Here is a 26,531-nt window from a genome sequence, read left to right as displayed (position 1 = left end):
CCTTTGATGTCTACTTCTGCCATCAAAAGGTCGCCACGATCGACCTACACCAGGCTGACTAACCTGGACCTTGGACTGTTACCCATGTCCTGGCACATGTGTTACCTATGTCCCCGGTCCATACAGCGCGCGGGAGAGGGGCGGGGGAGAGGGCACGGGCGCTTGCACGCCGGACGCCGCCCGACCGTGCGTCGCCGGGCCGATGCCCCGAAGCAGGTATAGTTGTGCGCCGTTGTCCCGCGTCAGCCGCGCGGGCGCCGCGCCGGAGCGCCACATTTTCCGAGCCCCCGATCGCACGCGCGCTCAATGTCAGCCTCCGTCGACACCCCGGGCGCACCTCGCCCTGCCGATCGCCCGCGGCGGCGTCACATCCGGAACAACGGGCGGCCGGGCCGCTCCAACGCCCGACCCTAAAATCAGGAGCTTGAATGCGATTCCATCTTGCCGGCCTGGCTGTGGCCGGTTTTACCGCCGCCGGTGTGCTTTCCGCGGCGCCTGCAGTGCATGCGGCCAGTGCGGCCTCCGCTCCCTCGGCTTCGGCCGCCAACGCCGCCAAGCCTGCTCAGAATCCCTCCTCGCCGTCCGAAGCCGATCTGCTGGCACCGATGCTGGCCGCGCTGAAGATCGGCAATCCGATGCCCGACCTGCCCGATTGCGCCGACAAGCGGACGCCCGACGGCACCGACGTGACCGCGTTCTGCGTCGAAGTGCGCGGCGATGGCGCGATGCGCCAGGTCGGCGTGCCGCGCAAGCAGCGGCCCGCCTTCATGGATGGCCCCCATGCGCTGGCGGTGGTCGATCGCAATGCGCTGGTCGGCCTGATCGTACCGACCGACGGCGTGCGCTCGGAACAGTCCACGCTGCGCACGCTGACCGCGCGCTATGGCAAGCCGTTCCGCGAAGAGCAGGTCGCGCTGCTCGACAAGGACGGCAAGACCGTCAACAGCGTCCACGCCGGATGGATGCAGGCGCCGCTGACGGTCGAGGTCTATTCGATTCCCGATGACCCCGACACCGGCAGCATCGAGCTGTTGCTGCCGCGCGCCCGCACCGTGATGGCGCAGAAGGATGCGGCCATCGCGCAGCAACTGAACCCGGGCGCCGCCTCGGCACCGAGCGCGCCCAAGGCCGTGGTGCAGAAGCCGAAGAAGGGCGACGGCGACGGCAAGCCCGGCAGCTGGTAAGCGTCGACATTGCTGTCGTTCCCGCGCACGCGGGAACCCGGCGGCTCCAATCGCCCAAGCGAAGACGCTGGGCCCCCCAGTTCGCGGGGGCCACAACACTTACAGCCCTTCCATCACCTTGTCCAACCCCCGCACCACGCCGCGCAGGGTATGTACCTTGCGGATCGCCAGCAGCGCGCCGGACACATAGGGCTTCGACCCGTCGCCGGCCTCGTGCTTCAGATGCAGCCGCTGGCCGTCGGCGCCGAAGATCACCTCGACGCCCAGCTGATAGCCCGGCAGCCGCACGGCATGCACCTGCGTACCGGACATCGTCGCGCCGCGCGTCTCTACCGGTCCCTTGACCTGGTCCAGCGGCACCGTCTGCGTGGCCGCCTTGACCTGTCCGAGCCGGTACGCCAGCTCGCGCACGGTGCCTGACGGCACATCGACCTTGCCGGCCTTCGCGTAGTCGATGATTTCCCACTGGTCCAGATGGCGCGCCGCCATCTCGGCGAACTTCTGCAGCAGCACCACCGTGATCGCGAAATTGCCGCAGGCCAGCACGCCGCGGTCGGCCGCGCGCGCGGCGGCGTCGATCTCGGCATAGTCCTCGTCGGACAGCCCCGAGGTGCCGACCACCACGTGCGCGCCTTGCGCCAGCGCCTGCAGGATGTTGTGCTTGGCGATGTCCGGCCTGGTGTATTCGACGTAGACGTCGTACGGCGTGCCAGCGAGCTCGGCGATGCTGGCGACCGCCTTGCCCGGCGTGCCGGCGTGGCCGGTCAGCTGCGCCAGCGTCTGGCCGGCCGCGCCGCGCGACAGCCCGGCCACCAGCGTCATGTCATCGGCATGCGCGACGCCGCGCGCCAGTTCGCCGCCGGCCCAGCCGGTCACGCCGCCCACGGCGACACGGATTGGTGTGGTCATCGGCAAATTCCTCCAGTTCGAATGCTGCGATATGGCGATGTCGCGTTCCTGCGTTGCTGCATTGACGCGAACGGCCCGCCAGTTTGCCGCGTTTGCGCGATGTGCGCAGGCGGGCGCGCAAGGCGGTAGGACTGGCCGAAATGGACCGGCCAATGCGTGTCACCCGACCGGCCGCCGCCGATCGATCTTGCGCGCCAGCACGATCGACGTGCTGGTGTGGTTCACGCCGTCGAGCGCGCCGATCTCGTCAAGCAGCTTGTCCAGACGCGCATGCGTATCGCAGCGGATCACCGCCATATAGTCGACCGGCCCGCTGACCGAATCGAGCTCCACCACCTCGGGGAAGCGCTGCAGCGCCCGCCATACCGCGGGCGCGGTCTTGGGCTGCACCGACAGCCCGCAGAAGGCGAGGATCGCGTCTTCCTCCATCTGCTGGCCCAGCCGCACGCCATAGCCGGCGATCACGCCCAGCCGCTCCAGCCTCGCGATCCGGGCCACCACGGTGGTGCGGGCGATGCCGAGCTTGCGCGCCAGGTTGGCGGCACTGTCGCGCGCGTTGGCTTGCAACAGCGACAGCAGGTGACGGTCGGTCTGGTCCAGGTCGGTCAATGCAATCTCCGTGCGGTGAGGTCCCGGCATCTCGTCAGTTCGTCGAGATGTGTCGTCAGATCGACGGATTATGGCGGGTTTTCGTCGATGTTGTCTGTTCAATTCGACGGCGCCGCACACCATACTTCAGTCACGGGATGGCGTGGCGCCTCCGTGTGCAGCCATGCCGCGCGAGACACCCGCGCGTTCGCAGAGCTGGCACTCGAGCGCTTGCGAGCCCCCCTTACCCGCGTCGGAGGACCGTCATGAACAACAACTTTTCCTTCCCTTCGGCCAGGCGTGCCGGTGCGGCGCTGCCCGTGACCGTGCTCGGTGCCGGCAAGATCGGCCGGACCATCGCCGGCATGCTGCAAGACAGCGGCGACTATGCGGTAACCGTCGTCGATCGCTACCGCGACGCGCTGGACGCGCTGCCCCCCGGCGTATCGACCCGCGTGGCGGATCCCTCCGAGCGGCAGGCCTGCATGGAGGCGCTGGCCGGTGCGGCCGCCGTGATCAACGCGCTGCCGTTCCATGCGGCGGTGCCGGTCGCGACCGTCGCAGCAGAGCTGGGCGTGCACTACTTCGATCTGACCGAGGACGTTGCCGCCACCCGTGCGATCCGCGCGCTGGCGGCCGACGCGCGTGCGGTGCTGATGCCGCAGTGCGGGCTCGCGCCGGGCTTCATCGGCGTGGTCGGACACGACCTGGCGCAGCGCTTCCTGCGCGGCGGCGGCCAGCTGCTTGACCTGCGCATGCGCGTCGGCGCGCTGCCGCGCTATCCGAACAATGCGCTGAAGTACAACCTGACCTGGAGCACCGAGGGGCTGATCAACGAGTACTGCAATCCCTGCGAGGCCATCGTCGACGGCCGCCGCGTCGAGGTGCCGGCGCTGGAAGGGTTGGAGAGCTTCGCGCTGGACGGCATCGAGTACGAGGCCTTCCATACCTCGGGCGGGCTTGGTACGCTGCCCGAAACGCTGGCCGGACGTGCGCGCCACGTCGACTACAAATCGATCCGCTATCCCGGCCATTGCGCGGTGATCAAGCTGCTGCTCGACGATCTGCGGCTGCGCGAACGGCGCGACTGGCTGCGCGAGATCTTCGACAGCGCGATTCCGCTGACCGAGCAGGACGTGGTGGTCGTGTTCGCCAGCGCCACGGGGCGCACGGCCGGCGAGGACGGACGGCTGGGGCCGCTGACGCAGGCTTCGTTCTCCGCCCGCATCGGCGGCGCCGAGGGCGAGCACGGCCATCTCAACGCGATCCAGCTGACCACCGCCGCGGGCGTCTGCGCCGCGCTCGACATGGTGATCGCCGACCAGCTGCCGCAACGGGGCTTCGTCCGCCAGGAGGACATGCGGCTCGACGCCTTCCTCGCCAACCGCTTCGGCAGGCATTACACCTGCCATCCGCTACAGGAGGCCCTCGCATGAAAGCCGACGCATTCGCGCGCTGCTGGCGCGCCATTGGTCAGCCGATTCCCTGGCGCGACGGTGCCGGCGGACCCGGTGCGCTGCCGGCACGCTCGCCGATCGACGGCGAGGTGTTCGGCCATATCGCCGCCTGCAGTGCCGACGAGGCGGAAGCCCGCATCGCCGAGGCGCACGCGGCCCAGAGCGGCTGGGCATTGGTGCCCGCGCCGGTGCGCGGCGAGGTGGTGCGGCGCTTCGGCGAGGTGCTGCGGGAACATCGCAGCGCGCTCGGCGAACTGGTGTCGCTGGAGACCGGCAAGATCCTGCAGGAGGGGCTGGGCGAGGTGCAGGAGATGATCGACATCTGCGACTTCGCGGTCGGCCTGTCGCGCCAGCTGCATGGGCTGACGATCGCCAGCGAGCGGCCCCAGCATGCGATGCGCGAGACCTGGCATCCGTTCGGCGTCTGCGGCGTGATCTCGGCGTTCAACTTCCCGGTCGCGGTATGGGCGTGGAACGCCGCGCTGGCGCTGGTGTGCGGCAACGCGGTGGTATGGAAGCCGTCGGAAAAGACGCCGCAATGCGCACTGGCGGTGCAGGCGTTGCTCGATCGCGTGATCGAAGCCGTGGCGCCCGAGCACGCCGGCATCGCCACCGTGCTGTGCGGCGGCCGGCAACTGGGCGAACGGCTGGTCGCGCATCCCGACGTGCGGCTGGTCAGCGCGACCGGTTCGACGCGGATGGGGCGCGAGGTCGGCATCGCGTGCGCCGGGCAGTTCAAGCGCAGCATCCTCGAACTCGGCGGCAACAACGCCGCCATCGTCGCGCCGTCGGCCGATCTGTCGTTGGCGCTGCGCGCGATGACGTTCGCCGCGGCGGGCACCGCCGGCCAGCGCTGCACCACGCTGCGCCGCGCCTTCGTCCATGTCGATCTGTTCGACACGGTGCGCGCGCAGCTGACGCAGATCTTCGCGCGCCTGCCGGTCGGCGATCCGCTCGAGGCGGGCACGCTGGTCGGCCCGCTGATCGATCGCGCGGCCGGCGACAACATGGCCAATGCGCTGGCCAGCTGCCGCGCCCAGGGCAATGCCGTGCATGGCGGCGAACGGCTGCTGGCCGACCGCTATCCGCGGGCCTGCTATATGCGGCCGGCGCTGGTCGTCACCGATACGCAGCACGACACCATGCTGACCGAGACCTTCGCGCCGATTCTGTACCTGATGCCGTACACCTCGCTGGAGGAGGCCATCGCGCTGAACAATGCCGCGGCGCACGGGCTGTCGTCGTGCATCTTCACCGAGTCGCTGCGCGAGGCCGAGCGCTTTCTGTCGTCGGCCGGCAGCGACTGCGGCATCGCCAACGTCAATATCGGCACCAGCGGCGCCGAGATCGGCGGGGCGTTCGGCGGAGAAAAGGCGACGGGCGGGGGGCGCGAATCGGGCTCGGATGCGTGGAAGGGTTATATGCGGCGCGCGACCAATACGATCAACTACGGCGACGCTTTGCCGTTGGCGCAGGGGATTCGCTTCGATCTGTAAGACGAGCCAAGGCGCGCAAAGGCCGGCAAAGGCGAGCCGGCCGCCCGGCTTGTAGGGAACGGTAACGCGGGTTACAGGGCCCTGACCCCGTATTACCGAGCCGCCCCGTATAACGGCGTCATCGATTCCGTATAACAGGGGCAAAAAAATGAAAGCGTGGTTGGCGGGTCTGGGGGCAGTGGCGGCGGCAGGCTTGTCCGGCTGCGCGGTCTATCCGGCGCCGGTCGATGCCGGCGTCACGGTCGGAGTGGGGGCGCCGGTCTATGTCGCGCCGCGGCCTTACTACTACGGCTATCCGTATCGCGGCTATCACGGCGGCTACTACCGCGGCGGGCATGGCCACTGGCATGGTCGCGGCCATGGCCACGGGCGCGGTCACTGGCGCTGATCCGGGAAGCGTTGGAAGCGTAAGGGTGGCCGCCGTGGCGGGCCGGGCGCCGCGATGCGGGCGGCTCAGATCTGCCCGTTCAGGCCGGCCCAGCTCGGCGCCAGCGTCTGCGGCACGTCGATCAGGTCGAGCACGCGGCCGATCGTATGGTCGACCAGCTGCGCGATGGTATCGGGCTTCTGATAGAAGCCGGGTACCGGCGGAAAGACGATGCCGCCCATTTCGGTGACGGCCGTCATATTGCGCAGATGCGCCAGGTTCAACGGCGTCTCGCGCACCATCAGCACCAGCCGGCGGCGCTCCTTCAGCGTGACGTCGGCCGCGCGGGTGATCAGGTTGTCGGACAGGCCATGTGCGATCGCGGCGAGCGTGCGCATCGAGCACGGCGCGATCACCATCGCATGCGCGCGGAACGAACCGCTGGCGATCGTGGCGCCGATATCGCGCACGTTGTGCACCACATCGGCCAGCGCCTCGGTCTCGGCCTTGCCGATCTCCAGCTCGTGCTGCAGGTTCATCACGCCCGCCGGCGAGATCAGCAGATGCGTCTCGACGTCCGGAACCGCGCCCAATACCTGCAGCAGCCGCACGCCATAGACGGCGCCGGTGGCGCCGGTGATCGCGACGATCACGCGCCGCGGCGCGGCGGCGGGCCCGGCGGTCATCGCGGGCTCCAGAACCTCAGCCCTTCAGCAGGGTTTGCAGTTCGCCGCTCTGGTACATCTCCATCATGATGTCCGAGCCGCCGACGAATTCGCCGTTGACGTAGAGCTGCGGGATGGTCGGCCAGTTGGCGTATTCCTTGATGCCCTGGCGAATGCCGTCGTCTTCCAGCACGTTGACCGTCATCGGCGCGTCGACGCCGCAGGCCTTCAGGATCTGGATCGCGCGGCCGGAGAAACCGCACATCGGAAACTGTGCCGTGCCCTTCATGAACAGCACGACGGGATGGCCCTTGACGATCTGGTCGATCTTTTGTTGCACGTCACTCATGATTTTCGCTTCGGAAGATTGGCGCTGAGGCGAACCGCGCGCCATGGAGTCGGAGACGCGCGCCGGCCGATGGTGTGAAAAACCGAAGGGGCGGCGCGCGGGAACGGGTCGATTCTACCGGATTCGGGCCGCCGCTTCAGGCCTCGGACCGGGGCTGCGGGGGCGATACGCCGGCGCTGCCGCCCGGCCAGCGCCCGCCGCTGCAGCGCTCGTTGCCGCCCAGGTCGCGCTCGGTGAAGACCTCGGCAAAGCCCGCCTCGCGCAGCAGCCGCCGGGCCGCCTCGCCCTGGTCGAAGCCGTGTTCCATCAGCAGCCATCCGCCCGCTTCGAGATGCGCAGCGGCGCCGGCAACGATGGTGGCGAGGTCGGACAGTCCGTCGCCATGGTCGGTCAACGCGTCGACCGGTTCGAAGCGCAGGTCGCCGCTGGACAGATGCGGATCGCCGGCTGCGATGTAGGGCGGGTTGCTGACGATCAGCGTGAAGCGGGCCTCGGCCGGCACCGCCGCATACCAGTCGGATTCCAGGAAGCGAACGTTGTCGGCGCCCAGCGCCGCCGCGTTGGCGCGCGCAATGTCGAGCGCGGCCGGCGAGATGTCGGTGGCCCACACCTGCGCATCGGGCCGTTCGCAGGCCAGCGTGACCGCGAGGATGCCGGAGCCGGTGCCGAGGTCCAGCACCCGCGGCGCCTGCGTGCCCGTCAATCGGGCCAGCGCGGCCTGCACCGCGATCTCGGTGTCCGGGCGCGGGATCAGCACCGCCGGACTGACGCGGAACGGACGGCCGTAGAACTCGCGCTCGCCGAGCAGATAGGCCATCGGTTCGCCGGCCAGTCGCCGGTTCATCAGCGTCAGCAGCGCGCCATGCTGGGCAGCATCGAGCGGCTGCGTATCGCGCGTGATCAGCTGCGTGCGGGTGAGGCCCGTCACATGCGTCAGCAGCATGCGCGCTTCGAGGGCCGGCAGTCCGGCCCGGGCCATCGCTGCGAGCGCCTCGCGCAGCGTCGCCTGCGCCGGCAGTGTGTCGCGCGGCAGCGGTGCGGAGGACGGGGAATCGGTCATCGGAACTGAGAAAGGTCGGGCGAGCGGGGAATGACCGCCGCGCCATGAAAAAGCCCCGCCGGCACACTGCCGTGGCGGGGCTCGGTACGGCGCGGGCGACGGCTTAGTTCTTGGTCGCTTCCTTGGCCTTGTCGGCGGTCTCGTTGACCGCGTTGCTGGCGGCGTCCTTGGCGTTTGCCATGGCCGAGGCGGCTTCGTCCTTGGCGCGCTCGGCGGCGGCGGACACGTCCGAAGCTGCGTTGCTGGCCGCGGCCTTGGCGGCGTCGGCAGCGGATTCCGCAGCCGCGGCGGCGTCGCTGGCCGCCGACTTGGCCGATTCGGCCGCGCTGGCCATCGCGCTTTCGACGTTCGACGAGGCGGGGGCTTCATCCTTCTTGCCGCAAGCAGCCACTGCAGCGGTGACCATCAACAACGCAAGCAGTTTCTTCATGATTTCGTCCTTTTGTCCGTTATCGAGAAAAGACTTGCCCGGTATTTGTGCCGGGTTAGCCGTTTCCGATTATAGCGACCAACCATGTCGTTACCATGGCTGTTTCAGGCATTTACAAGAAATACAAGTATTTTGCCCGCGGAAAACAACCGTAGCGAATATCTCGCCCGCCATTTACACGTCGTCGCCCAGCGCGGCCAATTGGTCGGCCTGATGTTCGGCCGAAAGCGCGCCGATCAATTCATCGAGATCGCCATCCATGATCATGTCGATCTTGTATAGCGTCAGATTGATGCGGTGGTCGGTGACCCGGCCCTGCGGAAAGTTGTACGTGCGAATGCGGTCGCTGCGATCCCCGGAGCCGATCAGATTGCGGCGCGTGTGGGCTTCCTTCGCCTGCGCCGCGCGCAGCTGCATGTCCTTGAGCCGCGCGGCCAGCACCTTCATCGCCTTGTCCTTGTTGCGGTGCTGGCTGCGATCGTCCTGGCATTCGACCACGATGCCGGTCGGCAGGTGAGTCAGCCGCACCGCCGAGTCGGTCTTGTTGATGTGCTGGCCGCCGGCGCCCGAGGCGCGGAAGGTGTCCACGCGCAGATCGCCCGCATTGATCTCGATCTCGCCCAGTTCGTCGGCCTCGGGCATCACGGCGACCGTGCAGGCCGAGGTATGGATGCGGCCCTGCGCCTCGGTGGCGGGCACGCGCTGCACGCGATGGCCGCCCGATTCGAACTTCAGCTTCGAGAACGCCGCATCGCCGGCAATGCGCACGATCACTTCCTTGTAGCCGCCCAGGTCCGACGGCGATTCGCTCATGACCTCGACCTGCCAGCGCTGCCGTTCCGCATAGCGTGTGTACATGCGCAGCAGATCGCCGGCGAACAGCGCGCTTTCCTCGCCGCCGGTGCCGGCGCGGATTTCGAGGATCAGGTTGCGGTCGTCGTTGGGGTCCTTCGGCAGCAGCAACGTCTGCAGGCTGGCTTCGAGTTCTTCCAGCTGGGCGCGAGCGGCGTCGATCTCGTCGCTGGCAAAGGCTTTCATCTCGGGATCGTCGAGCAGAGCCTGTGCGGTGGCCAGATCGTCCTGTGCCTGACGATAAAGCGCATATTGCTCGGCCACGGGCGACAGCTCGGCATGCTCGCGCGTCAGCTTGCGGTACTGCTCCATGTTCGCGGTGGCGTCTTCGCGCGCGAGCAGGGCGTTGACTTCGTCGAGGCGCTCGGCCAGTTGGTCGAGCTTGGCTTGCATGCTGGCTTTCATGGGAATCCGGGTGAGGCGTCGGGGGGGGGCCGTCGGTGGAGCGTCGCCTGTGAGGCGGATGCCGCGGGCGAGGCGGCGGCGATGGAGCGGAGCTGCAGACGGCGCGGGGCGCCGGCGCTCGCCGCGAGCGCGGCTAACGCTCCGAGTGGCTGCTGTGGCGGAACAGGCCGGGGACCAGGCGCAGCAGCGCCTCGCGGTCTTCGCCCTGCGTGTGGTTCAGCGCATGGGTCGGGCCGTGCAGGAACTTGCGGGTCAGCGCGCCGGACAGCGCCTCGAGCACGGCCTCGGGATCGTCGCCGCGCGCCAGCATCTTGCGCGCGCGTTCGAGCTCGGCCTGGCGCATCGCCTCACCGTTGGCCTGCAGTTCGCGAATCACCGGCACCACGCTGCGCGTTTCCAGCCAGTGCATGAAATGCTGGACCCGCGTTTCGATGATCGCTTCGGCCTGCGCGACCGCGGCCTGCCGCATCGCGTTGCCTTCGCGCACGATCGCGCCGAGGTCGTCGACGGTATAGAGGAAGACGTCGTCGAGCCGCGCCACTTCAGGCTCGACATCGCGCGGCACGGCGAGGTCGACCATCATGATCGGCCGGTGCTTGCGCTGCTTGACCGCCCGTTCGACCGCGCCCAGCCCGATGATCGGCAGCGAGCTGGCGGTGCTGGAGACGACGATGTCGAATTCGTGCAGCCGCGAGCCCAGGTCGGACAGGCGGATCGCTTCGGTATTGAGCCCCTGCGCGGCCAGTTGCTCCGCCAGCTTCTCGCCGCGCTCTACCGTGCGGTTCGCGACGACGATCTGGCGCGGGCTTTGCGCGGCGAAATGCGTCGCGCAAAGTTCGATCATCTCGCCGGCGCCGATGAACAGCACGCGCTGGCCCGAGATGCTTTCGAAGATCCGTTGCCCCAGCCGTACCGCCGCCGCCGCCATCGACACCGAATGCGCGCCGATCTCGGTCTGGCCGCGCACTTCCTTGGCCACGGCGAAGGTGCGCTGGAACAGCTGGTTCAGATAGGTGCCCAGCGTGCCGGCCTCGCCGGCGGTGCGCACCGCGTCCTTCATCTGGCCCAGGATCTGGGTCTCGCCCAGCACCATCGAATCGAGGCCGCTGGCGACGCGGAAGGCATGGCGCACCGCCTCGGATTGCGGCAGCGCGTACAGGTGCGGGGCCAGTTCGCCGGCCGGGATGTTGTGGTGCTGCGCCAGCCAGCGCAGCGTGTGTTCGAAGCCCTCGGAGCCGGACAGCACCAGGTCGGTGGCGCAGTAGATCTCGGTCCGGTTGCAGGTCGACAGGATCGCCGCCTCGGTACCGCGCTTGCCGGCCAGTTGGGTGCGCAGCGCCCCCAGCGCCGGCTTGATCTGCTCGAGCGGAAACGCCACCCGTTCGCGAAGCGAGACGGGTGCCGTGTTGTGATTGATTCCGATCGCGAGCAGTTGCATGGTTTGGGGACTTTCGCTGTCCGGCTGGCGGGCCATTCCGGCCTCACGGCAGCGTTGCCTGCACTGGGCATGGCGGCGCGCACACCGGCTGTTCAGGCCGTGCCGGGCGCCGCCGGGACGGCTTGCATTATACCGCCCGGGCGCGATCCTTGCGTTCGCGGCCCGGCCGGGCCTTGTGCTTGTGCGCGTCCGGTCCGAGTTGAGTTATCGTTACGCCGCTGCGCGGCAGGCAAGCGCGGCAATCTGACAACGGAAGCGGGCGATGCTGGGGACGTTCTTGGTGGGCATGGTGGTCGGACTGGTGGCGCGGGCGATGCACCCGCGCGGGCCGATGCTGACCGTGCCGATGGCGCTGCTGCTGGGCGCCGTCGGCGCGCTGGCCAGCTTCTATCTGGGGCGCGCGCTGCGCTGGTTCATCGACGGCCAGCTCAGCGGCTGGACCGCCGCGATTCTGGGCGCCGCGCTGCTGGTAGGGGTGGCCGGGCTGTTCGCGCGCCGCGGGCGCTGAGCCGGCAACTCGCCCCGCCTTCAGCGCTGGGCCGCCAGAAAGCGCCGAATCACCCCTTCCGAATAGTGGCTGGCCACGTCGGCCAGGAACGCCGGGAAATCGACATGGGCGCTGTCGTCCGCCCGGTCCGACACGGTCCGCATGACCGCGTGCGGCACGCCGTATTCGTGACAGACCTGCCCGACCGCCGCGCCTTCCATTTCCACCGCCAGTAGCCCCGGAAGACGCGCCCGCAGTTCCGCCACCGTGGTCGGCGCGCCGATGAACTGGTCGCCGCTGGCGATCATGCCCAGATGCAGATTCGGTGCCGTGACGCCGAAGCGGGCGCGCACCGGCGCCGGCACCGCGCTGGCGAGATCCTCTGTCAGGAAGGCCTGTGCCGCCTCGCGCAGCGCGGCCGTCAGCGCCCGATCGGTCGGGAATGCTTCGAGGCCCAGCAGCGGCACCTGATGGCGCGGAAACAGCGGGCGCGCGTCCATATCGTGCTGCACGGTGCGGTCGGCAATCACCAGATCGCCAACCTGTACGCCTGCGCCGATGCCGCCCGCCAGGCCGGTGAAGACGATGCCATCGACCGCGAATTCGCGGATCAGCGTCACCGTGGTTGCCGCCGCCGCGACCTTGCCGACCCGCGCCAGCACCACCACGCAGCGCTGGCCGTACAGCTCGCCGACGTAGTAGTCGCGCATGCCGATCCGGTGGACGGTGGCACGCGCGTCGTCGTGGCGCATGGCGGCGATCAGGCCATCGATTTCGTCGTGCAGGGCGGCGAGGATGCCGAGAGTCATGGCGTGCGGTATCGAAACGGGATGGACAACGGGCCGGCCTGAGCCGGAAACGCCGACAGCATACCGGCAGCGCCACGGGGGCGCGCTGCTTCGTGTTGCGCCGCCTTTGGCCGTGCGGTCGCCACGGTGCTTTGCTAGAGTGCAGCCAACGCCTTTCCGGAGCGCCGTCCCTTCCATGCCCACTGATCGCCAAGCTTTTCGTCTGACCCTCCGGCAAGCACAGCGTCGCGCCCTGGCGGACTGGTGCACGCAAGGGCGATTGGCGGCGCAGCCCGCGCGGCGGGCCTGGGCCGCTACCGAGCCCGGGCTCGCCGATTGGCATCGCTGGCTGGACCGGGCGCTGCTGGCGCTTGGCGTGGCGCTGCTTGGCTCCGGCGTGATCGTCTTTTTCGCCTTCAACTGGCAGGCCCTGCACAAGTTCACCCGCTTCGGCGTGCTGGCCTTGCTGATCACCGCATTGGCGGCCTTCGCCTGGCGGCGGCCCGACGGCGACGCGCCCGGCCGCGCGGCGTTGTTCGGCGCGCAAATGGTCACGGGCGCGCTGCTGGCCGTGATCGGACAGGTCTATCAGACCGGCGCCGACCCGTGGCAACTGTTTGCCTGGTGGACGGTTCTCGCCGTGCCCTGGGCGCTGGCCGCGCACGCTCCGCCGCATTGGTGGCTGGTCGTGGTGCTGGCCAATGTCGCGCTGTTGCGCTTCTTCAGCGTCGAACTTGGCGCCGGCCTGCCGTTCACGCTGCTGTTCGGCATGGAGGCCGGCAAGCTGGTGGGCCTGTGGCTGCTTGCCGCCGCCTTGCTGCAGTTGGCCCTGTGGCTGTGGCTTTCCGCTCGCGCGCCCCGCCTTGGCGTGCGTGGCCAGGGCGGCGTGCGGCTGCTGGCGACGCTGGCTTGCGCGCATGCGGTCTGGCTTGGCCTTGGCGCCTTGTTCGGCGACCGCTTCGATGGCGCGATGCTGATCGTCGCGCTGGCCGCCGTGCTCGGACTCGGCGCGTGGTTCCTGCGGCGCAACGTCGATCTGCTCGTATTGAGCCTGACTGCGCTGTCCCTGATCGCGCTGATCGTCGCGGGACTCGGACGCCTGCTCTTCAAGGCGGGCGCAGAATTCGGCGGCTTTCTGCTGCTGGGCCTGCTGACCCTCGGCCTGTCGGCAGTGTTTGCGGCGTGGTTGATGCGCCTGCATCGCGGTCATGCCGACACGTCTGCCGACACGTCCGCCGAGGGGCCGCTGCCGCGTCAGCGGATCGAGACGGCGAGCCCGGTGGCGGCGGTGCAGACGCTGTGGCACAAGCTGGCTGACGAGGGCTCGGTCGAAGGCCAGCCGCCGCCCGCCGAGACCGAAACGCCATGGTCCGTGCGCCTGTTGACCGGCTTGGCCGGTTGGCTCGGCGCGGTGTTCTTCCAGTTGTTCCTGCTCGGCACCGTCTTTGTGGCGGCGCGCGAGAACAGCGTCGCCATCCTCGGCTGCGGCCTGGCATTGATCGCGCTGGCCGCGCTGCTCTACCGGCGGCGCGCCGGCCATACCGGCTTCGAGCAATTCGCGCTGGCCAGCAGCCTGACCGGACAAGGGCTCGCGTTCTATGCCGCTGCCGATCTGCTCGGCCGCGCCCGCGCGGTCGAGACCGCGGCATTCTGGTGCGGGGTCGCGGCCTGCGAGATGCTGGTCTATGCGGCGATCGGCAACCGGCTGCATCGCTTGTTGTCGGCCCTCGCGGCGATGGTGTCCGTCGCGATCGCCTTGATCATCGCCATCGCGATGGGGCCGGCCAAGCCTTGGCAGGCGGTGGGCTGGGCGCTGGCCTGGCTGGCGCCCATCGCCTTGGCGAAGGCCGCGCTGTTCGCCGGAGTCGAGGGACGGCTCGCCGCACTCGGACGCCATCACTGGCCAGGCCCGGCTGCGGACGCCTTGTTGTTCTGCGGGCTGCTTGGCGCCTTGATCGTGACGGGCATCGGCCATCCGCTCGGACCCGTCGCAGAGCCGGCATTGCAGGGCGTCCCGCATTGGCTCGCAGGCACGTTGTTCGCGGTGCTGCTGGTCGGCTTTGGCATCGTCGAAGCGGCCCGGCTCGGCCTTTCCTTTCGCTTGCGTGCCGCGCTTGCAACGGTGCTCGCGGTATGCGCTGCATCGATGATCGGCGCCCCCGCGGTCGTGGCCGGCGCGCTCGCGGCCGGACTGGCCTTGCGGCGCGCCTCGCTTGCCTGGCTCGGGCTGGGCCTGACCGCGATCGGTCTGGGTTTCATCTGGTACTACAGCGCGCTGCACTGGACGCTGGCGATCAAGTCCGCAACGTTGGTATTGGCCGGCATCGTCGTGCTGGCGGCACGCGCGTGGCTGTCGCGGCCGCGATCCGCGCTCGGTGTGGCCGACATCGCAGAGGAGGGCGGCCGATGAAACGCTGGACCCTGATTGCTTGGGCGCTGACGCTGGCGGTCGCTGGCGCTGGCGTGGTCGGCAAGGAAAGGCTGCTTGCGCGCGGCGACGTGGTGCTGTTGCGGCTGGCACCGGTCGACCCCCGTTCGCTGATGCAGGGCGACTATATGGCGCTGAACTTCGCCATCGGCGCGCCCATCCTGCGCGCGCTCGAGACCACCGACGACCGTATCCGCACGGCGGTGGTCCGGCTCGATGCGCGCGGCGAGGCGAGCTTCGTGCGGTTGCATCGCGGCGAGCCGCTCGTCGTCGGCGAGCATCTGCTGCGCTTTCAGTTGGGGCCGTCACGCTGGGGCACGGACCAGATCCGCATCTCGACCGACGCCTACTTCTTCCAGGAAGGGCAGGCGCGCCGCTACGAGGGCGCGCAATTCGGCGCCTTCCGCGTCGATGCCGACGGACAGGCGCTGCTGGTGGAACTGCGCGACGCGGCTGGGCATCCGCTGTGAGCACGCGGCCGTCTGCCACGCTGGTGGTCGGTTGCACCGCGCTGTCGATGCTGGCCTTTGCGGGCAACTCGCTGCTGTGCCGGCTTGCGCTGCGGGACACCACCATCGATGCGGCGAGCTTCACGACCGTGCGTCTGGTGTCGGGCGCCATCACACTGTGGGTGCTGATCCGGCTGCGTCATCGTGTATTGCACCGCTTGGAACCGGCGTCCGATGCGTCGACCGGCAACTGGCGCTCGGCGCTGGCGCTGTTCGCCTACGCGACTTTTTTCTCGTACGCCTACGTCCAACTGTCGGCTGCGACCGGCGCACTGCTGCTGTTCGGCGCGGTGCAGGTCACCATGATCGGCCGCGGCCTGTGGCTCGGCGAACGGCCTCATGCTGTGCAGACGGCCGGCTATCTGATTGCCGTCGCAGGACTGATCGGCATGCTGCTGCCCGGCCTGTCGGCACCGCCGTTGCTCGGCGCATTGCTGATGCTGGCGTCGGGCGCGGCATGGGGCATCTATTCGATCCGCGCCAAGGGCGCGCGCGATCCGGTGCGCGCCAATGCCGGCAACTTCCTGCGCGCTGCGGCCTGCTGCGTGCCGCTCTATCTGGCCGCGCTGCCGTGCGCGAGCCACGATGCGGCAGGCATGCTGTATGCGGTGCTGTCCGGCGCGATCGCCTCGGCGCTCGGCTATGCGATCTGGTATGTCGCGCTGCGCGGTTTGGCGGTGACTACCGCGGGACTGGTGCAGCTCAGCGTGCCGGTTATCGCGGCGGCGGGTGGGGTGGTGCTGTTGGGGGAGGCGGTGACGTTGCGGTTGGTGGTGGCGTCGGTCGCGGTTCTCGGTGGGGTGGCGGTGGGGATGGCGTATCGGCGGGCGGCGGGGTGAGGCTCTGCGTCGTCTATCTGCGGCGTCGCGGTGGCGTTCGAATCAAAACCCAATCAAGAAAAATTCGATGGCGTTACGAGCGCCAACTCATTGATTTTTAAAGGGACGACGTGGCTTGCGCGGGTGTTTGGTTGCGCAGAATCAAAACCCAATCAAGAAATTTATGCCCAATGAGGCACATATCCGGCGCGAGGATGGGCGGGATCGGCGGCCCGGATCAGCCCGGCCTCCAAGGTTCGATTGATTACCGTGGTGGCCTGGGCGGCGTTCTTCGGTGCTATCCCCAGCCGTTCGCATAACGTCGAGTTTTTCATTTTGTCGCCACTCAAGAACCTCAGCACGGCATGAAAATAGCAGGCCCGTACCCGCTCGTCCGGCGTCATCTCCGCGAGGCTTCGAGGTCCATAGAGAACGGCTTGCGTCGAATTCGCTTCCGCCCGAAACAGCGGCGGTGGTAACTGAAAGACCTCAACGGCTTTCACTACCTTATCAAGTCCGCTGCCTTGCTCTTCGCAGATCCCCATGCGGCGCATCAATGCCGCCAGGCATTCATTGCGCGATCGTGGGGGAAGATCGATCATGCGATCCGGTTTCACCAATGGCGCCCCGGGGTTGCTGATCTCAACGCGATCTTCGAACAGTTCGATTTGAGGGCCGGCGCCGGTTACGGTCATGTCCTGATGAATCAGCGCATTCGCTGTCAACTCGCGGATCGCCACCTCGGGAAACAGCGGATGCGCTTCTCGTAGAGCGATGCCAATGTGTTCGTTCTTCGGCATCAAGTCATGCAAGTAGCTGAGCAAACGTGAAAATCCGACAGCGTATCCGCTGCATCCATCGAAACGATGCGTCACCATCGCCGCTCGGTTTTTTCCCGCATACGCGGTAAATCGAACGGCTTTGCGCGCGAGGCTGGGTGAGAAGTCGCTCAGGCGCGTAGCGAACAGAATCGCCCCAAGATTCGTGATGTTCCATCGCTCCCCGACGTCCCGGACGATGGCTCGCTCGGATTCAAGCCTTTCGAGGATGCCTATGCGGTTGTCCGGTATTGGCTGCTTTGTTAGGCGGAAATACTGGCCGTAATCCAGGAGTGCGAGCACATCGTCGCCGCTTGCATATCGTTTCGCGATACTGTGCTCCCAGTGATAGGGCTGCATGCACTCGATCAGCTTTTGATACCGTCCGGGGTAGTCCGTTAGCTTCGGCGTAGCACTTCCGATGCGAATGTACGGAACGCTTCCGAAGCAAACTGGAGTGCCGGTTGCTGCGGGAATCTCAAGCAATACGATTCGCCCCTGGGGATGCGCAATCTCGCGGAAGGTGAACGTAATGCTCGGCTGCAAGCGATTCGCAAGCCAAAGTTGTAGCGCTGTACCACCGACTGTTTGCGCTTCTGGATCGAAATGCGTACCAGCCACTGTGTGATCATCGTTCTCGACACCCCACACCACAAACGCGCAGTCCTTACCTTCCATACGCGCGGAGTTGGAGAGAGCCGAACAAAGTTTCCCGATTACTTCCGGATCGACATTGTTGCGCTTGAATTCGAGCCACGGCGTCTCGCTCGTGTGGGCGCGCAGCTCATCGACTAGCGCAATATCGCGCTCAATACTCATGCTCAACCTTTGCGATGTTGATGAAAAAGGACGTGCTTTTTCACGCGATGCCGGTCTTTACGAGGGATCCAGCGAACATTGCATAAGGCTTGACCGTAGGCGCGGTCGGTGCAGTCTGGAGTGCTAGCGAAATGGCGGAAGCGTGTGAAAGCAGATTGGCCGGAGGGCCCGTGTCGGCCAGCCGCAAGCTTAGTGAGATGAGGACACTGGGATGCAGCAAAATACGTCCGGTCCTGTAGAAATTCGCCCCATTTCTCGTGGCCGAATTACCTGGTCAGCGCATTGATGCAAGCCGAGTTGAGCGACACGTTGGGCATTTGCAGGCCTAGCGCGTCCGCGCCTTGAATTGATATCAGTGCCGCGTCATCGCGGTGGTCGGTGAAGCGAGCGAGCCGATCGCGTGGTCACATCGTAGGAGCAGATGAGCTATTCACTGGGCTCAGACCGGACGCAACGCCTCCAGCATGATGTCCGCCAGCCGCTGCGATACCTCGGACGCGGGACCCGGCGCGCGCAGCAGCATCAGCGGCATCTTGCCCAGGGGCGGCAGACCATCGGCAGCGCCGAATTGACGCAGCGATGCGGGCAAGCCGTAAGGTGTACGCACGACCAGACCAAGACCGGCCGCGGCGGCGGCCCATAGACCGCCCAGGTTTGGACTGGTGAACGAGACGCGCCACGGAATGCCGGCGCGATCGAGCGCGGCGGTAGCGGCGTCGTGGAAATGGCAGGGCCGGTCGAACACGGCCAGCGGTACGGGTTCGCCGGGGGCGAGGCGCCAGGGCAGCGTAGCCGGCCCAACCCAGCACATCTGCGGTTCGCCGACCAGCGTGATATCGGCGCCGGACGCTCTTGCCGCGGCAGCGCCATTCGCACCGCCCCACACCAGCGCCAGATCCAGCGTCCGTGCCTGGATGCGGGCGAACAGATCGTGATTGCGCGCCACCATCGCCTCGACGCGGACCTTCGGATGCGCGCGCAAACCGGCCCAACACCTCGGGCAGCGTCGCCTCGCCGAATTCTTCCTGCAGCCCCAATCGCACGCCGCCGGACAGGTCGACACCACGCACGGCTGCGGCCGCCTCGTCGTTCAGCGCGACGATCCGGCGCGCATAGCCGAGCAGCAGATTCCCGGCCTCGGTCAGCTCGAGCGTCCTGCCCGCCTTGCGAAACAGCGGCGTGCCGGCCATGTCCTCGAGCTTGTGAATCTGTGCGCTGACGGCCGAAGTGGAACGGCCTACCTGATCGGCGGCGCGGGCAAAGCTGCCGAGGTCAATGCCCGCAACGAGGCTGCGAAGCGCGGCGATATCGAGATTGAGCGCCATGAGAATCGTCCGGAAATTCAAAACAATCGGTTCAAAACTTTCCGATTTTCACGACGAATGGTCGTTGGAATACTGGCGCTCCGTCAACTGCCTTATCGGAGAGCCGTCGTGGCCGAGTCCGTCTGCTTGTCCCCTCCTTCCCGCCCTTCCTGCGCCGGTGCCGAACCCATTGCCACCTTCGCCGCGTCGCATCGCTGGAAAGTGCTGGGCGTCGGCGTGGCCGCCAATGCGAGCTTCATCGCCGCAGCCAACGGGCTGCCGGCCACCGCGGTATGGCTGCGCAGCGCTTATCGGCTCGATAACGGAGGGCTTGGCCTGCTGCTCGGCGCGTTGGGCGTCGGCGCCGCCCTGTCGGAATTGCCCTGGGGCGCGGCGGCCGACCGCTGGGGCGACCGCCGCGTGCTGCTGTACGGGCTCGGCGCAACGGCGCTGACGCTGGCGCTGATGGCGCTGTTTCTGGCACCGGCAGCGGATCGCGTGCCGCCTTTGTGGTTGGCGATGATCTGCATGGCGCTGCTCGGGCTGGCAGGCGGCAGCGTCAACGGCGCCAGCGGGCGCGCGGTGATGCGATGGTTCGCCGAGGGCGAGCGCGGCCTGGCGATGAGCATTCGCCAGACCGCCGTCCCGCTCGGCGGCGGGCTAGGGGCGCTGATACTGCCGTGGCTGGCGGTCGCGGCCGGGTTTCGCTGGGTGTACGCGGTGCTCGCGGCCTTCTGTGTGGTGTCGGTCTGGCTGACATGGAGGTGGCTGCACGAACCGCCGCAGGCTAGCGAGCCTGCGACCGTGCGCCATCTTGCGCAAGGCGATCGCGGGCCGCTGCGCAGCATGCGGGTCTGGCGCATCGCGGCAGCGATCGGCATCCTGTGCGCGCCGCAATTCGCCATCCTCAGCTTTGCTTCGGTATTCCTGCACGATGCCGCGCACGTCGGCGTGTCCGGTATCGCCGCCACCCTCTGCGCAGTGCAGGTCGGCGCGATGGCAATGCGGATCTGGAGCGGCCGTCATACCGATCGGCGCGGCAACCGCCGTGCGTGGCTGCGTCATTGCACGATCGTCGCGGCCCTGATGTTCGTGCCGCTGGCGCTTTGCGCGGCGATGGGGACCAGCGTGCCGGCGGCGGTGACGATGGTCGCCGTCGTGCTCGCTGGCATCGCCGTGTCCGCGTGGCATGGGGTCGCCTACACGGAACTGGCGACGCAGGCCGGCGCCGAGCGTGCCGGCACGGCGCTCGGCCTGGCCAATACGCTGGTCTTTGTCGCGTACTTCGCGGCACCGTCGGCGATCCCGCAACTGCTCGACCGCAGCGGCTGGACGGGTGTCTGGCTGGTTGCGGGAGCGTGTGCGGCGATGGCGTGGCCGCTGTTTCCGCGCGCGGGGCGGAATGCCAGGACCTGACCGCCCGACGCTATTCCATCCGCTTCGGCAGCTCCGCCGCCAGCGCGTCGACGGCAAGCCTGACCTTGCGGGCGAGATGCGGCGTGCGCAGCCATAGCGCATAGGCGTCGTACAGGAACGCCGGGTCGTTCGGCAACAGCTGGACCAGCGCGCCGGCTTGGATCCGTGCGCGGACGAGCCAGTAGGGCAGCCATGCGACTCCCATGCCCTCGGTGGCCGCGTCCGCAATCGCATCGAGGTCGTCGAGCCACAGTCGGCCCGTGGGATGCAGTTCGAGCGGCGGCTCTGGCGGCGGCCCTCCCTCTCGGGGAAACAGCCATGGCGCGACGGGCCCGGAGCGGCGATAGACGATCGCATGATGCTGCCGCAAGTCGTCGATCTGTCGCGGCTGGCCGTGTCGATCGAGGTAGTCAGGCGATGCGCAGACGATCATGCGCTGACGTCCCACCCGCCGCGCGACAGTGTCCGCACGGTCCTGCAGACTGCCGGTGCGGATCGCCAGGTCGTAGCCGTCTTCAGCGAGATCGATCAGGCGGTCGCTGAAGGACAGTTCGAGCTCCAGCGCTGGATATTGCCGCGCCACCGCAAGCAGGATCGGCATCGCGCAATGCCGGCCGAAATGCACCGGCATCGTGACTCGCAGCTTGCCGCGCGGCTCGGCCAGTTGGTCTGCGGCCAAGGCATCGGCGGCCTCTGCCTCGGCCAATATCAAGCGGCAGCGTTCGTAATAGGCGCGCCCGAAGTCGGTCAGGCTCTGGCGGCGGGTGGTCCGGTTCAGCAGCCGGGTGCCGAGGCGCTCCTCCAGAAAGCGGACGTGCTTGCCGACCATCGGACCGGTGATGCCCAGCGTGTCCGCGGCTGCCGCAAAGGAACCCAGATCGACGGCTTTGACGAACACGGCCATGCTGGTCAGACGGTCCATGATTCGAAAGTGTTGGTTTCTGCCGTTGTGCCGAAGAGGCTATTTATCGGTTTATTGCCGCGGATCATACTGGATTCATCGCAATTCATTTGGAGTGAGTCCAGCCATGCAAACCGCTCGCGTCGTCCGTTTCCATCAGTTCGGCGGGCCCGAAGTCCTGCGCATCGAACAGGTCCAGGTACCGGAACCCGGTGCCGGCGAGGTGCGAATTCACGTCAAGGCGCTCGGACTGAATCGCGCCGAGGCGTTGCTGCGGACCGGCCGCTATATCGAGACGCCGACCTTTCCTTCGGGGCTCGGGCTCGAAGCGGCGGGCGTGATCGAATCCGTCGGCCCTGGTGTGGAGGGCTTGGCGCCGGGGGACGCCGTCAGCATCGTGCCGCCGAAGTCGATGGTTCAGTGGCCGGCCTATGGGGAGTTGGTCCGCTTTCCGGCCGAGCTCGTCGTCAAGCATCCGCGCTCGTTGACCTGGGAAGCTGCCGCCGCGCTGTGGATGCCGTATCTGACCGCTTATGGCGCGCTGATCGATATCGCCGGGCTCGGCAAGGGCGACGTCGTGGCAATCACGGCGGCATCCAGCAGCGTCGGCCTGGCCGCGATCCAGATCGCCAATCTGGTCGGCGCCATGCCGATCGCGATCACGCGATCGTCGGCGAAGCGGGCGGCCTTGCTCGATGCCGGTGCCCGGCATGTGGTCGCTTCGGAGGAGGAAGACCTCGAAGCGCGACTAAAGGAAATCGCGGGAGGGCAGGGCGTGCGAGTCGTGCTCGACGCGATCGGCGGTCCCATCTTCGAACCGCTGACGGCAGCGATGTCGCGCGGCGGCATGCTGATCGAGTACGGCGGCCTGAGTCCGGCGCCGACGCCTTTCCCGCTGTTCACCGTGCTGAGCAAGTCGCTGACGCTGCGGGGGTATCTGGTGCACGAAACCATTGGCGATCCGGCGCGGCTCGCGGCGGCGAAGGCGTTCATCCTGCGCGGACTGGATGAGGGCGGACTGCGGCCGATCATTGCCAGAACATTTGCGTTCGACCAGATCGTCGAGGCGCACCGGTTTCTGGAGTCGAACGAGCAGTTCGGGAAGGTGGTGGTGAGGGTTTGAAGGACGTTTTTCGGAAGAGATGCGCAGCGCGTTCGGGCAAGCTCCTTCGCTTCGAATCCGTCGGCTATTCCTGAACGAGAGGCACCATGCGCATGCATACCCCCCCGCATCCTGGCCAGCTCCTGCATCAACTGTGGCTGGAACCGATGAAGCTGACCATCACCGAAGCGGCCGCCGCCCTGGACGTGTCGCGGAAAACGGTGTCCGAGATCGTCAACCGCCGTGCTTCGATCACGCCCGAAATGGCGGTGCGGCTCGAAATGGCCTTCGGCAAGAGTGCGGAATCATGGCTGGCTCATCAGGCCGCGTATGACTTGTGGCAGGTCGATCAGCGGCGCGATGGACTGCATGTGCGGCGGTTCAAGCCGGTTGCGTGAGCGGCCTCGCCGACCATTCCTGCGAACGCCGAAACAAGACAGCCCGGCCAAGGCCGGGCTGTCGAGCAGGGTCGCGAAAGCGAATGTGCGAATCCGTTCGCCGTCCTCAGACGTTGAACAGGAAGTTCATCACATCCCCATCCTTGACCACATATTCCTTCCCTTCCGCCCGCATCTTGCCGGCTTCCTTGGCGCCCTGTTCGCCCTTGAAGGCGATGAAGTCCTCGAAGGCGATGGTCTGGGCGCGGATGAAGCCGCGCTCGAAATCGGTGTGGATCACGCCGGCCGCCTTGGGGGCGGTGTCGCCGACGTGGATGGTCCAGGCGCGCACTTCCTTGACACCCGCGGTGAAGTAGGTCTGCAGGCCCAGCAGGCTGAAGCCGGCGCGGATCACGCGGTCCAGGCCCGGTTCTTCCATGCCGAGGTCGGCGAGGAACACGGCCTTGTCCTCGTCCTCGAGGTCGGCGATCTCGGCCTCGATCGCGGCGCAGACGGCGACCACCGGCGACTTGGTGGTTTCGGCGTACTTGCGCACGGCATCCAGGTGCGGATTGTTCTCGAAGCCATCTTCCCGCACGTTGGCGACGTACATCGTCGGCTTGGCGGTGATCAGGCAGAACGGGCGCAGCGCGTCCCATTCCTCGGGCGCCAGGTCCAGCGTGCGCACGGCCTTGGCCTGGTCGAGCACTGCCTGGGCCTTTTCCAGCACGGCGACCAGGCGCTGCGCTTCCTTGTCGCCGGCGCGGGCCGGCTTGACGTAGCGGGCCAGCGCCTTGTCGACGGTGGCGAGGTCGGCCAGCGCCAGTTCGGTATTGATGACCTCGATGTCCGACAGCGGATCGACCTTGCCGGCCACGTGGATCACGTTGGGATCCTCGAAGCAGCGCACGACGTGCGTGATGGCGTCGGTCTCGCGGATATTGGCGAGGAACTGGTTGCCCAGGCCTTCGCCCTTGGACGCCCCGGCCACCAGGCCGGCGATGTCGACGAACTCGACCGTCGCCGGCACCACGCGCTCGGGTTTGACGATCTCGGCGAGGGCCTTAAGCCTCGGATCCGGCACTTCGACCACGCCGACATTGGGCTCGATGGTGCAGAACGGATAGTTTTCGGCGGCGATGCCGGCCTTGGTCAGGGCGTTGAACAGCGTGGACTTGCCGACGTTGGGCAGGCCGACGATGCCGCATTTGAGGCTCATGGTGTTCCGGGCGGTAAGCGATAGCAAAGCCGGTATTCTAGCGGATGGCCGTCCCGCCGCCCGGCCGGCCGGACGGCCCGCGCCAAGGGGCTCGTCCGCATCGCCGGTGACCCATCAAAGCCGCTGGCTATAATCGCCCCATGACCAGAGCCAGCGCGTCCACGCGGACCTCGTTTTCCCATTTCCAGATTGCCGTGGTCGGCGGCGGCATCGTCGGCAAGACTTGCGCGTTGCTGCTGGCGCAGCAGGGCATGCAGGTCGCGCTGATCGCGCCGCGGCCGGGCGATTCGTCGGCACCCGCGTCAGCGCCCGCATCGGCGGCAGGCCAGGGCCAGTGGGACAGCCGCGTCTACGCGTTCTCCGCCAGTTCCCAGGCGCTGCTGAGCCGGCTGCGGATCTGGGAGGCGCTGGACCCGGCGCGGATGCAGCCGGTGCGCGACATGCGTGTGTTCGGCGACGACACCGCCGCGCGCGACGATGCCGGCCTGACCGGCGATCTGCATTTCTCCGCCTACGCGGCCGCGGTGCCGGAGCTGGCCTGGATCATCGAATCGAGCCATGTCGAGCGCGTGCTCGATACCGCGCTGCGCTTCCAGCATCAGGTCCATTGGTATCAGCAGGCCGCCACCGGCTTCGAGCGCGACGAGCTCGGCGTCACGCTGACGCTGGCCGACGGCGCGCGGGTGCGCGCCAATTGTGTGGTCGGCGCCGATGGCGCGCGGTCGTGGGTCCGTACGCAGTGCCATATCGGGGTCAGCACGCGGCGCTACCGGCAATCGGGCGTGGTGGCGAACTTCGCCTGCGAGCTGCCGCATCACGCCACTGCGTGGCAGTGGTTCCTGGGCGCGCCGCCGAAGCTGCTGGCCGACGAGGAGTCGTGCAACTGCGAAATCCTGGCGATGCTCCCGCTGCCGGGCCATTACCTGTCGATGGTGTGGTCGGCCGACGAGGCCCATGCGCGCGAATTGACCGCGCTGACGCCGGAGCAGCTGGCGCAGGCGGCGATGGATGCGGCCAGCGGTGCGGTCGGTCGCCAGTTCGGCGCGCTGCGCTGCGTGACGCCCGCGCAGGCCTTCCCGCTGGTGCTGCAGCATGCCGAATGCGTCGTGCAGCCGCATGTGGTGCTGGTGGGCGACGCCGCCCACGTGGTGCACCCGCTGGCCGGGCAGGGCATGAACCTTGGCTTGCGCGATGTCGCGGAACTTGGCCGCGTGATGGCCGCCAAAGAGTCGTTCCGCGACGAGGGCGATCTGCGCCTGCTGCGCCGCTACGAGCGCGCGCGCGCCACCGATCTGCTGTCGCTGATGGCCGCCACCGATGGTCTACATCGGCTGTTTTCGCTGCAGGGCGGGCTGGCAAAGATGGTCCGCAATACCGGCATGCGTGCCGTCGGGGGCCAGGCGCTGCTGAAGCGGTTCCTGATCGGCCGGGCGCTCGGCTGAGCGCCGGCGCCATCGTACGGTCCCACGCATCCAACCCCAACTGCCGCCCATCCGCCCGGTCCACCCACATCCGAGCCAACCAGAACCCGGAGTCAACATGTCGTATTCCCTCGGGCGTCCCGCCCGCCCGAACCCGCTGTCCAACGTGCTGACCCAGCGCGCCTCACGCGCGGTGGCCGTGCTGACGCTGGCGCTCGCCACCGCCGCGTTCGCGCATCCGGCGCTTGCCGCAGGCGATCCGACCGCGGAGCGCATCAAGGCCAACGTGCAGAAGATGCTCGGCGGCCGGGCCGAGATCAAGAGCGTCGAGAAGACGCCGATCGCGGGCCTCTACGAGGTCAATATCGGCGGCCAGCTGGTCTACGCCGATGCCAGCGGGCGCTACATCCTCAATGGCGAGCTGCTCGACACGCGCAGCGGCACCAATCTGACCGAGCAGCGGCTCGCCGAAGTCAATCGCATCAAGTGGTCCGACCTGCCGCTGTCGCGCGCGATCAAATGGAGCAAGGGCGACGGCAGCCGCCAGGTCGCGGTGTTCTCGGATCCGAACTGCGGCTATTGCAAGCAGATCGAGCAGACCTTCCAGCAGATGGACAACATCACGGTCTACACCTTCCTCTATCCGGTGCTGTCGCCGGATTCGACCGCCAAGGCCAAACAGGTCTGGTGCGCGGCCGATCGGACCAAGGCGTGGCGCGACTGGATGCTGTCGAAGGTGGCGCCGAGCGGTGCCGGCAATTGCAAGACGCCGCTGGAAGAGAACCTGGCGCTCGGCCACAGCCTCAATGTCACCGGAACGCCGGCGGTGTTCTTCACCGACGGCACACGCATTCCGGGCGCGGCCGATGTCGCCACGCTGGAGCGCAAGCTGTCGAGCCTGAAGAAGTAAGGAACGCATAACGA

The 26,531-nt window shown here is 67.6% G+C and carries 25 protein-coding genes and 1 pseudogene; 13 read left to right on the top strand and 13 right to left on the bottom strand.

The features are described 5' to 3' along the window. Positions 1-428 precede the first annotated feature (428 nt). The gene (locus J5T34_RS13710; RefSeq protein ID WP_244258897.1) at positions 429-1,184 is read left to right on the top strand and encodes a hypothetical protein; all 756 of its coding nucleotides are present in this window, start codon (positions 429-431) and stop codon (positions 1,182-1,184) included. 99 nt (positions 1,185-1,283) lie between these two features. Here J5T34_RS13710 and dapB read toward each other — a convergent pair whose 3' ends face one another. Together dapB and J5T34_RS13700 are read right to left on the bottom strand one after the other, a co-directional pair. Continuing rightward, on the bottom strand, positions 1,284-2,093 hold the full coding sequence (gene dapB, locus J5T34_RS13705) for a 4-hydroxy-tetrahydrodipicolinate reductase (RefSeq protein WP_208580225.1): 810 nt from the start codon (positions 2,091-2,093) through the stop codon (positions 1,284-1,286). A gap of 159 nt (positions 2,094-2,252) precedes the next feature. Continuing rightward, complete coding sequence (locus J5T34_RS13700; protein WP_208580224.1) at positions 2,253-2,702, bottom strand: Lrp/AsnC family transcriptional regulator; 450 nt, start codon at positions 2,700-2,702, stop codon at positions 2,253-2,255. 245 nt (positions 2,703-2,947) lie between these two features. Here J5T34_RS13700 and J5T34_RS13695 point away from each other — a divergent pair, with 245 nt between their 5' ends. From J5T34_RS13695 to J5T34_RS13685, 3 genes are all read left to right on the top strand, one after another. Continuing rightward, entirely contained in the window at positions 2,948-4,117 is a 1,170-nt protein-coding gene (locus J5T34_RS13695) for a saccharopine dehydrogenase family protein (RefSeq protein WP_208580223.1), read from the top strand. Next, positions 4,114-5,634, top strand: a complete 1,521-nt coding sequence (gene amaB / locus J5T34_RS13690; RefSeq protein WP_208580222.1) for an L-piperidine-6-carboxylate dehydrogenase — start codon at positions 4,114-4,116, stop codon at positions 5,632-5,634. The genes J5T34_RS13695 and amaB overlap by 4 nt, the downstream gene beginning before the upstream one ends. Positions 5,635-5,782: 148 nt before the next feature. Then, a complete protein-coding gene (locus J5T34_RS13685) occupies positions 5,783-6,022 on the top strand; it encodes a virulence protein (protein ID WP_208580221.1) in 240 nt (79 codons plus the stop codon). Between the two features lie 65 nt (positions 6,023-6,087). Here the strand turns inward: J5T34_RS13685 and J5T34_RS13680 are convergent, their stop codons facing one another. From J5T34_RS13680 to hemA, 6 genes are all read right to left on the bottom strand, one after another. Next, the gene (locus J5T34_RS13680) at positions 6,088-6,687 is read right to left on the bottom strand and encodes a UbiX family flavin prenyltransferase (protein WP_208580220.1); all 600 of its coding nucleotides are present in this window, start codon (positions 6,685-6,687) and stop codon (positions 6,088-6,090) included. A gap of 16 nt (positions 6,688-6,703) precedes the next feature. Beyond that, complete coding sequence (grxD, locus tag J5T34_RS13675; RefSeq protein WP_006577774.1) at positions 6,704-7,015, bottom strand: Grx4 family monothiol glutaredoxin; 312 nt, start codon at positions 7,013-7,015, stop codon at positions 6,704-6,706. Positions 7,016-7,151: 136 nt separating this feature from the next. Beyond that, positions 7,152-8,075 carry a peptide chain release factor N(5)-glutamine methyltransferase gene (prmC, locus tag J5T34_RS13670; protein WP_208580219.1) on the bottom strand — a complete coding sequence of 308 codons (924 nt, stop codon included), beginning with the start codon at positions 8,073-8,075 and terminating at the stop codon, positions 7,152-7,154. Positions 8,076-8,178: 103 nt separating this feature from the next. After that, positions 8,179-8,505, bottom strand: a complete 327-nt coding sequence (locus J5T34_RS13665) for a hypothetical protein (protein ID WP_174109031.1) — start codon at positions 8,503-8,505, stop codon at positions 8,179-8,181. A gap of 174 nt (positions 8,506-8,679) precedes the next feature. Beyond that, positions 8,680-9,762: a peptide chain release factor 1 gene (gene prfA / locus J5T34_RS13660; protein ID WP_208580218.1), complete on the bottom strand. Its 1,083-nt coding sequence runs from the start codon at positions 9,760-9,762 to the stop codon at positions 8,680-8,682. A 133-nt stretch (positions 9,763-9,895) separates the two neighbouring features. Further along, positions 9,896-11,200, bottom strand: a complete 1,305-nt coding sequence (gene hemA, locus J5T34_RS13655; protein WP_174109033.1) for a glutamyl-tRNA reductase — start codon at positions 11,198-11,200, stop codon at positions 9,896-9,898. A gap of 262 nt (positions 11,201-11,462) precedes the next feature. On the opposite strand from hemA, the gene J5T34_RS13650 reads away from it, so the two are divergent. Beyond that, positions 11,463-11,708: a hypothetical protein gene (locus tag J5T34_RS13650; protein ID WP_208580217.1), complete on the top strand. Its 246-nt coding sequence runs from the start codon at positions 11,463-11,465 to the stop codon at positions 11,706-11,708. A 20-nt stretch (positions 11,709-11,728) separates the two neighbouring features. On the opposite strand, the gene J5T34_RS13645 is transcribed toward J5T34_RS13650, so the two are convergent. Then, positions 11,729-12,496 carry a 5'-methylthioadenosine/adenosylhomocysteine nucleosidase gene (locus J5T34_RS13645; RefSeq protein ID WP_208580216.1) on the bottom strand — a complete coding sequence of 256 codons (768 nt, stop codon included), beginning with the start codon at positions 12,494-12,496 and terminating at the stop codon, positions 11,729-11,731. Between J5T34_RS13645 and J5T34_RS24120 the strand changes: the two genes are divergently transcribed. The 3 genes from J5T34_RS24120 to J5T34_RS13625 are packed head-to-tail and all read left to right on the top strand — an operon-like array spanning position 12,396 to position 16,251. Beyond that, complete coding sequence (locus tag J5T34_RS24120; protein WP_347880653.1) at positions 12,396-14,885, top strand: DUF4401 domain-containing protein; 2,490 nt, start codon at positions 12,396-12,398, stop codon at positions 14,883-14,885. The two genes, J5T34_RS13645 and J5T34_RS24120, sit on opposite strands and share 101 nt — an antisense overlap. Further along, positions 14,882-15,373 (top strand): GDYXXLXY domain-containing protein, encoded by a 492-nt coding sequence (locus tag J5T34_RS13630; RefSeq protein WP_208580215.1) that lies wholly within the window; start codon positions 14,882-14,884, stop codon positions 15,371-15,373. The genes J5T34_RS24120 and J5T34_RS13630 overlap by 4 nt, the downstream gene beginning before the upstream one ends. Continuing rightward, the gene (locus J5T34_RS13625; protein ID WP_347880652.1) at positions 15,370-16,251 is read left to right on the top strand and encodes a DMT family transporter; all 882 of its coding nucleotides are present in this window, start codon (positions 15,370-15,372) and stop codon (positions 16,249-16,251) included. Before J5T34_RS13630 ends, J5T34_RS13625 begins: the two co-directional genes overlap by 4 nt. A 161-nt stretch (positions 16,252-16,412) precedes the next feature. On the opposite strand, the gene J5T34_RS13620 is transcribed toward J5T34_RS13625, so the two are convergent. Further along, positions 16,413-17,867, bottom strand: a complete 1,455-nt coding sequence (locus J5T34_RS13620; protein WP_208580214.1) for an ATP-binding protein — start codon at positions 17,865-17,867, stop codon at positions 16,413-16,415. 439 nt (positions 17,868-18,306) lie between these two features. Further along, positions 18,307-19,192, bottom strand: a pseudogene (locus J5T34_RS13615) (LysR substrate-binding domain-containing protein). Positions 19,193-19,300: 108 nt separating this feature from the next. Between J5T34_RS13615 and J5T34_RS13610 the strand changes: the two are divergent. Then, positions 19,301-20,587 (top strand): MFS transporter, encoded by a 1,287-nt coding sequence (locus J5T34_RS13610; RefSeq protein WP_432207669.1) that lies wholly within the window; start codon positions 19,301-19,303, stop codon positions 20,585-20,587. 10 nt (positions 20,588-20,597) lie between these two features. Here the strand turns inward: J5T34_RS13610 and J5T34_RS13605 are convergent, their stop codons facing one another. Beyond that, on the bottom strand, positions 20,598-21,509 hold the full coding sequence (locus tag J5T34_RS13605; protein WP_208580213.1) for a LysR family transcriptional regulator: 912 nt from the start codon (positions 21,507-21,509) through the stop codon (positions 20,598-20,600). A 106-nt stretch (positions 21,510-21,615) separates the two neighbouring features. Between J5T34_RS13605 and J5T34_RS13600 the strand changes: the two genes are divergently transcribed. Both J5T34_RS13600 and J5T34_RS13595 read left to right on the top strand, forming a co-directional pair. After that, positions 21,616-22,611 carry a zinc-dependent alcohol dehydrogenase family protein gene (locus J5T34_RS13600; RefSeq protein ID WP_208580228.1) on the top strand — a complete coding sequence of 332 codons (996 nt, stop codon included), beginning with the start codon at positions 21,616-21,618 and terminating at the stop codon, positions 22,609-22,611. A gap of 86 nt (positions 22,612-22,697) precedes the next feature. Continuing rightward, the gene (locus tag J5T34_RS13595; RefSeq protein ID WP_208580212.1) at positions 22,698-22,988 is read left to right on the top strand and encodes a HigA family addiction module antitoxin; all 291 of its coding nucleotides are present in this window, start codon (positions 22,698-22,700) and stop codon (positions 22,986-22,988) included. A 106-nt stretch (positions 22,989-23,094) separates the two neighbouring features. On the opposite strand, the gene ychF is transcribed toward J5T34_RS13595, so the two are convergent. After that, positions 23,095-24,186 (bottom strand): redox-regulated ATPase YchF, encoded by a 1,092-nt coding sequence (ychF, locus tag J5T34_RS13590; protein WP_150082573.1) that lies wholly within the window; start codon positions 24,184-24,186, stop codon positions 23,095-23,097. Between the two features lie 140 nt (positions 24,187-24,326). On the opposite strand from ychF, the gene J5T34_RS13585 reads away from it, so the two are divergent. Together J5T34_RS13585 and J5T34_RS13580 are read left to right on the top strand one after the other, a co-directional pair. Continuing rightward, positions 24,327-25,628: a UbiH/UbiF family hydroxylase gene (locus J5T34_RS13585; RefSeq protein ID WP_208580211.1), complete on the top strand. Its 1,302-nt coding sequence runs from the start codon at positions 24,327-24,329 to the stop codon at positions 25,626-25,628. A 97-nt stretch (positions 25,629-25,725) separates the two neighbouring features. Next, the gene (locus J5T34_RS13580) at positions 25,726-26,517 is read left to right on the top strand and encodes a DsbC family protein (RefSeq protein ID WP_208580210.1); all 792 of its coding nucleotides are present in this window, start codon (positions 25,726-25,728) and stop codon (positions 26,515-26,517) included. Positions 26,518-26,531: the final 14 nt, after the last annotated feature.

The organism is Cupriavidus gilardii (assembly GCF_017598945.1).
Taxonomy (GTDB): Bacteria; Pseudomonadota; Gammaproteobacteria; order Burkholderiales; family Burkholderiaceae; genus Cupriavidus; species Cupriavidus gilardii_E.
Note: the sequence above shows the minus strand (reverse complement) of the source record. Positions and strands in the feature narration are given on the sequence as shown.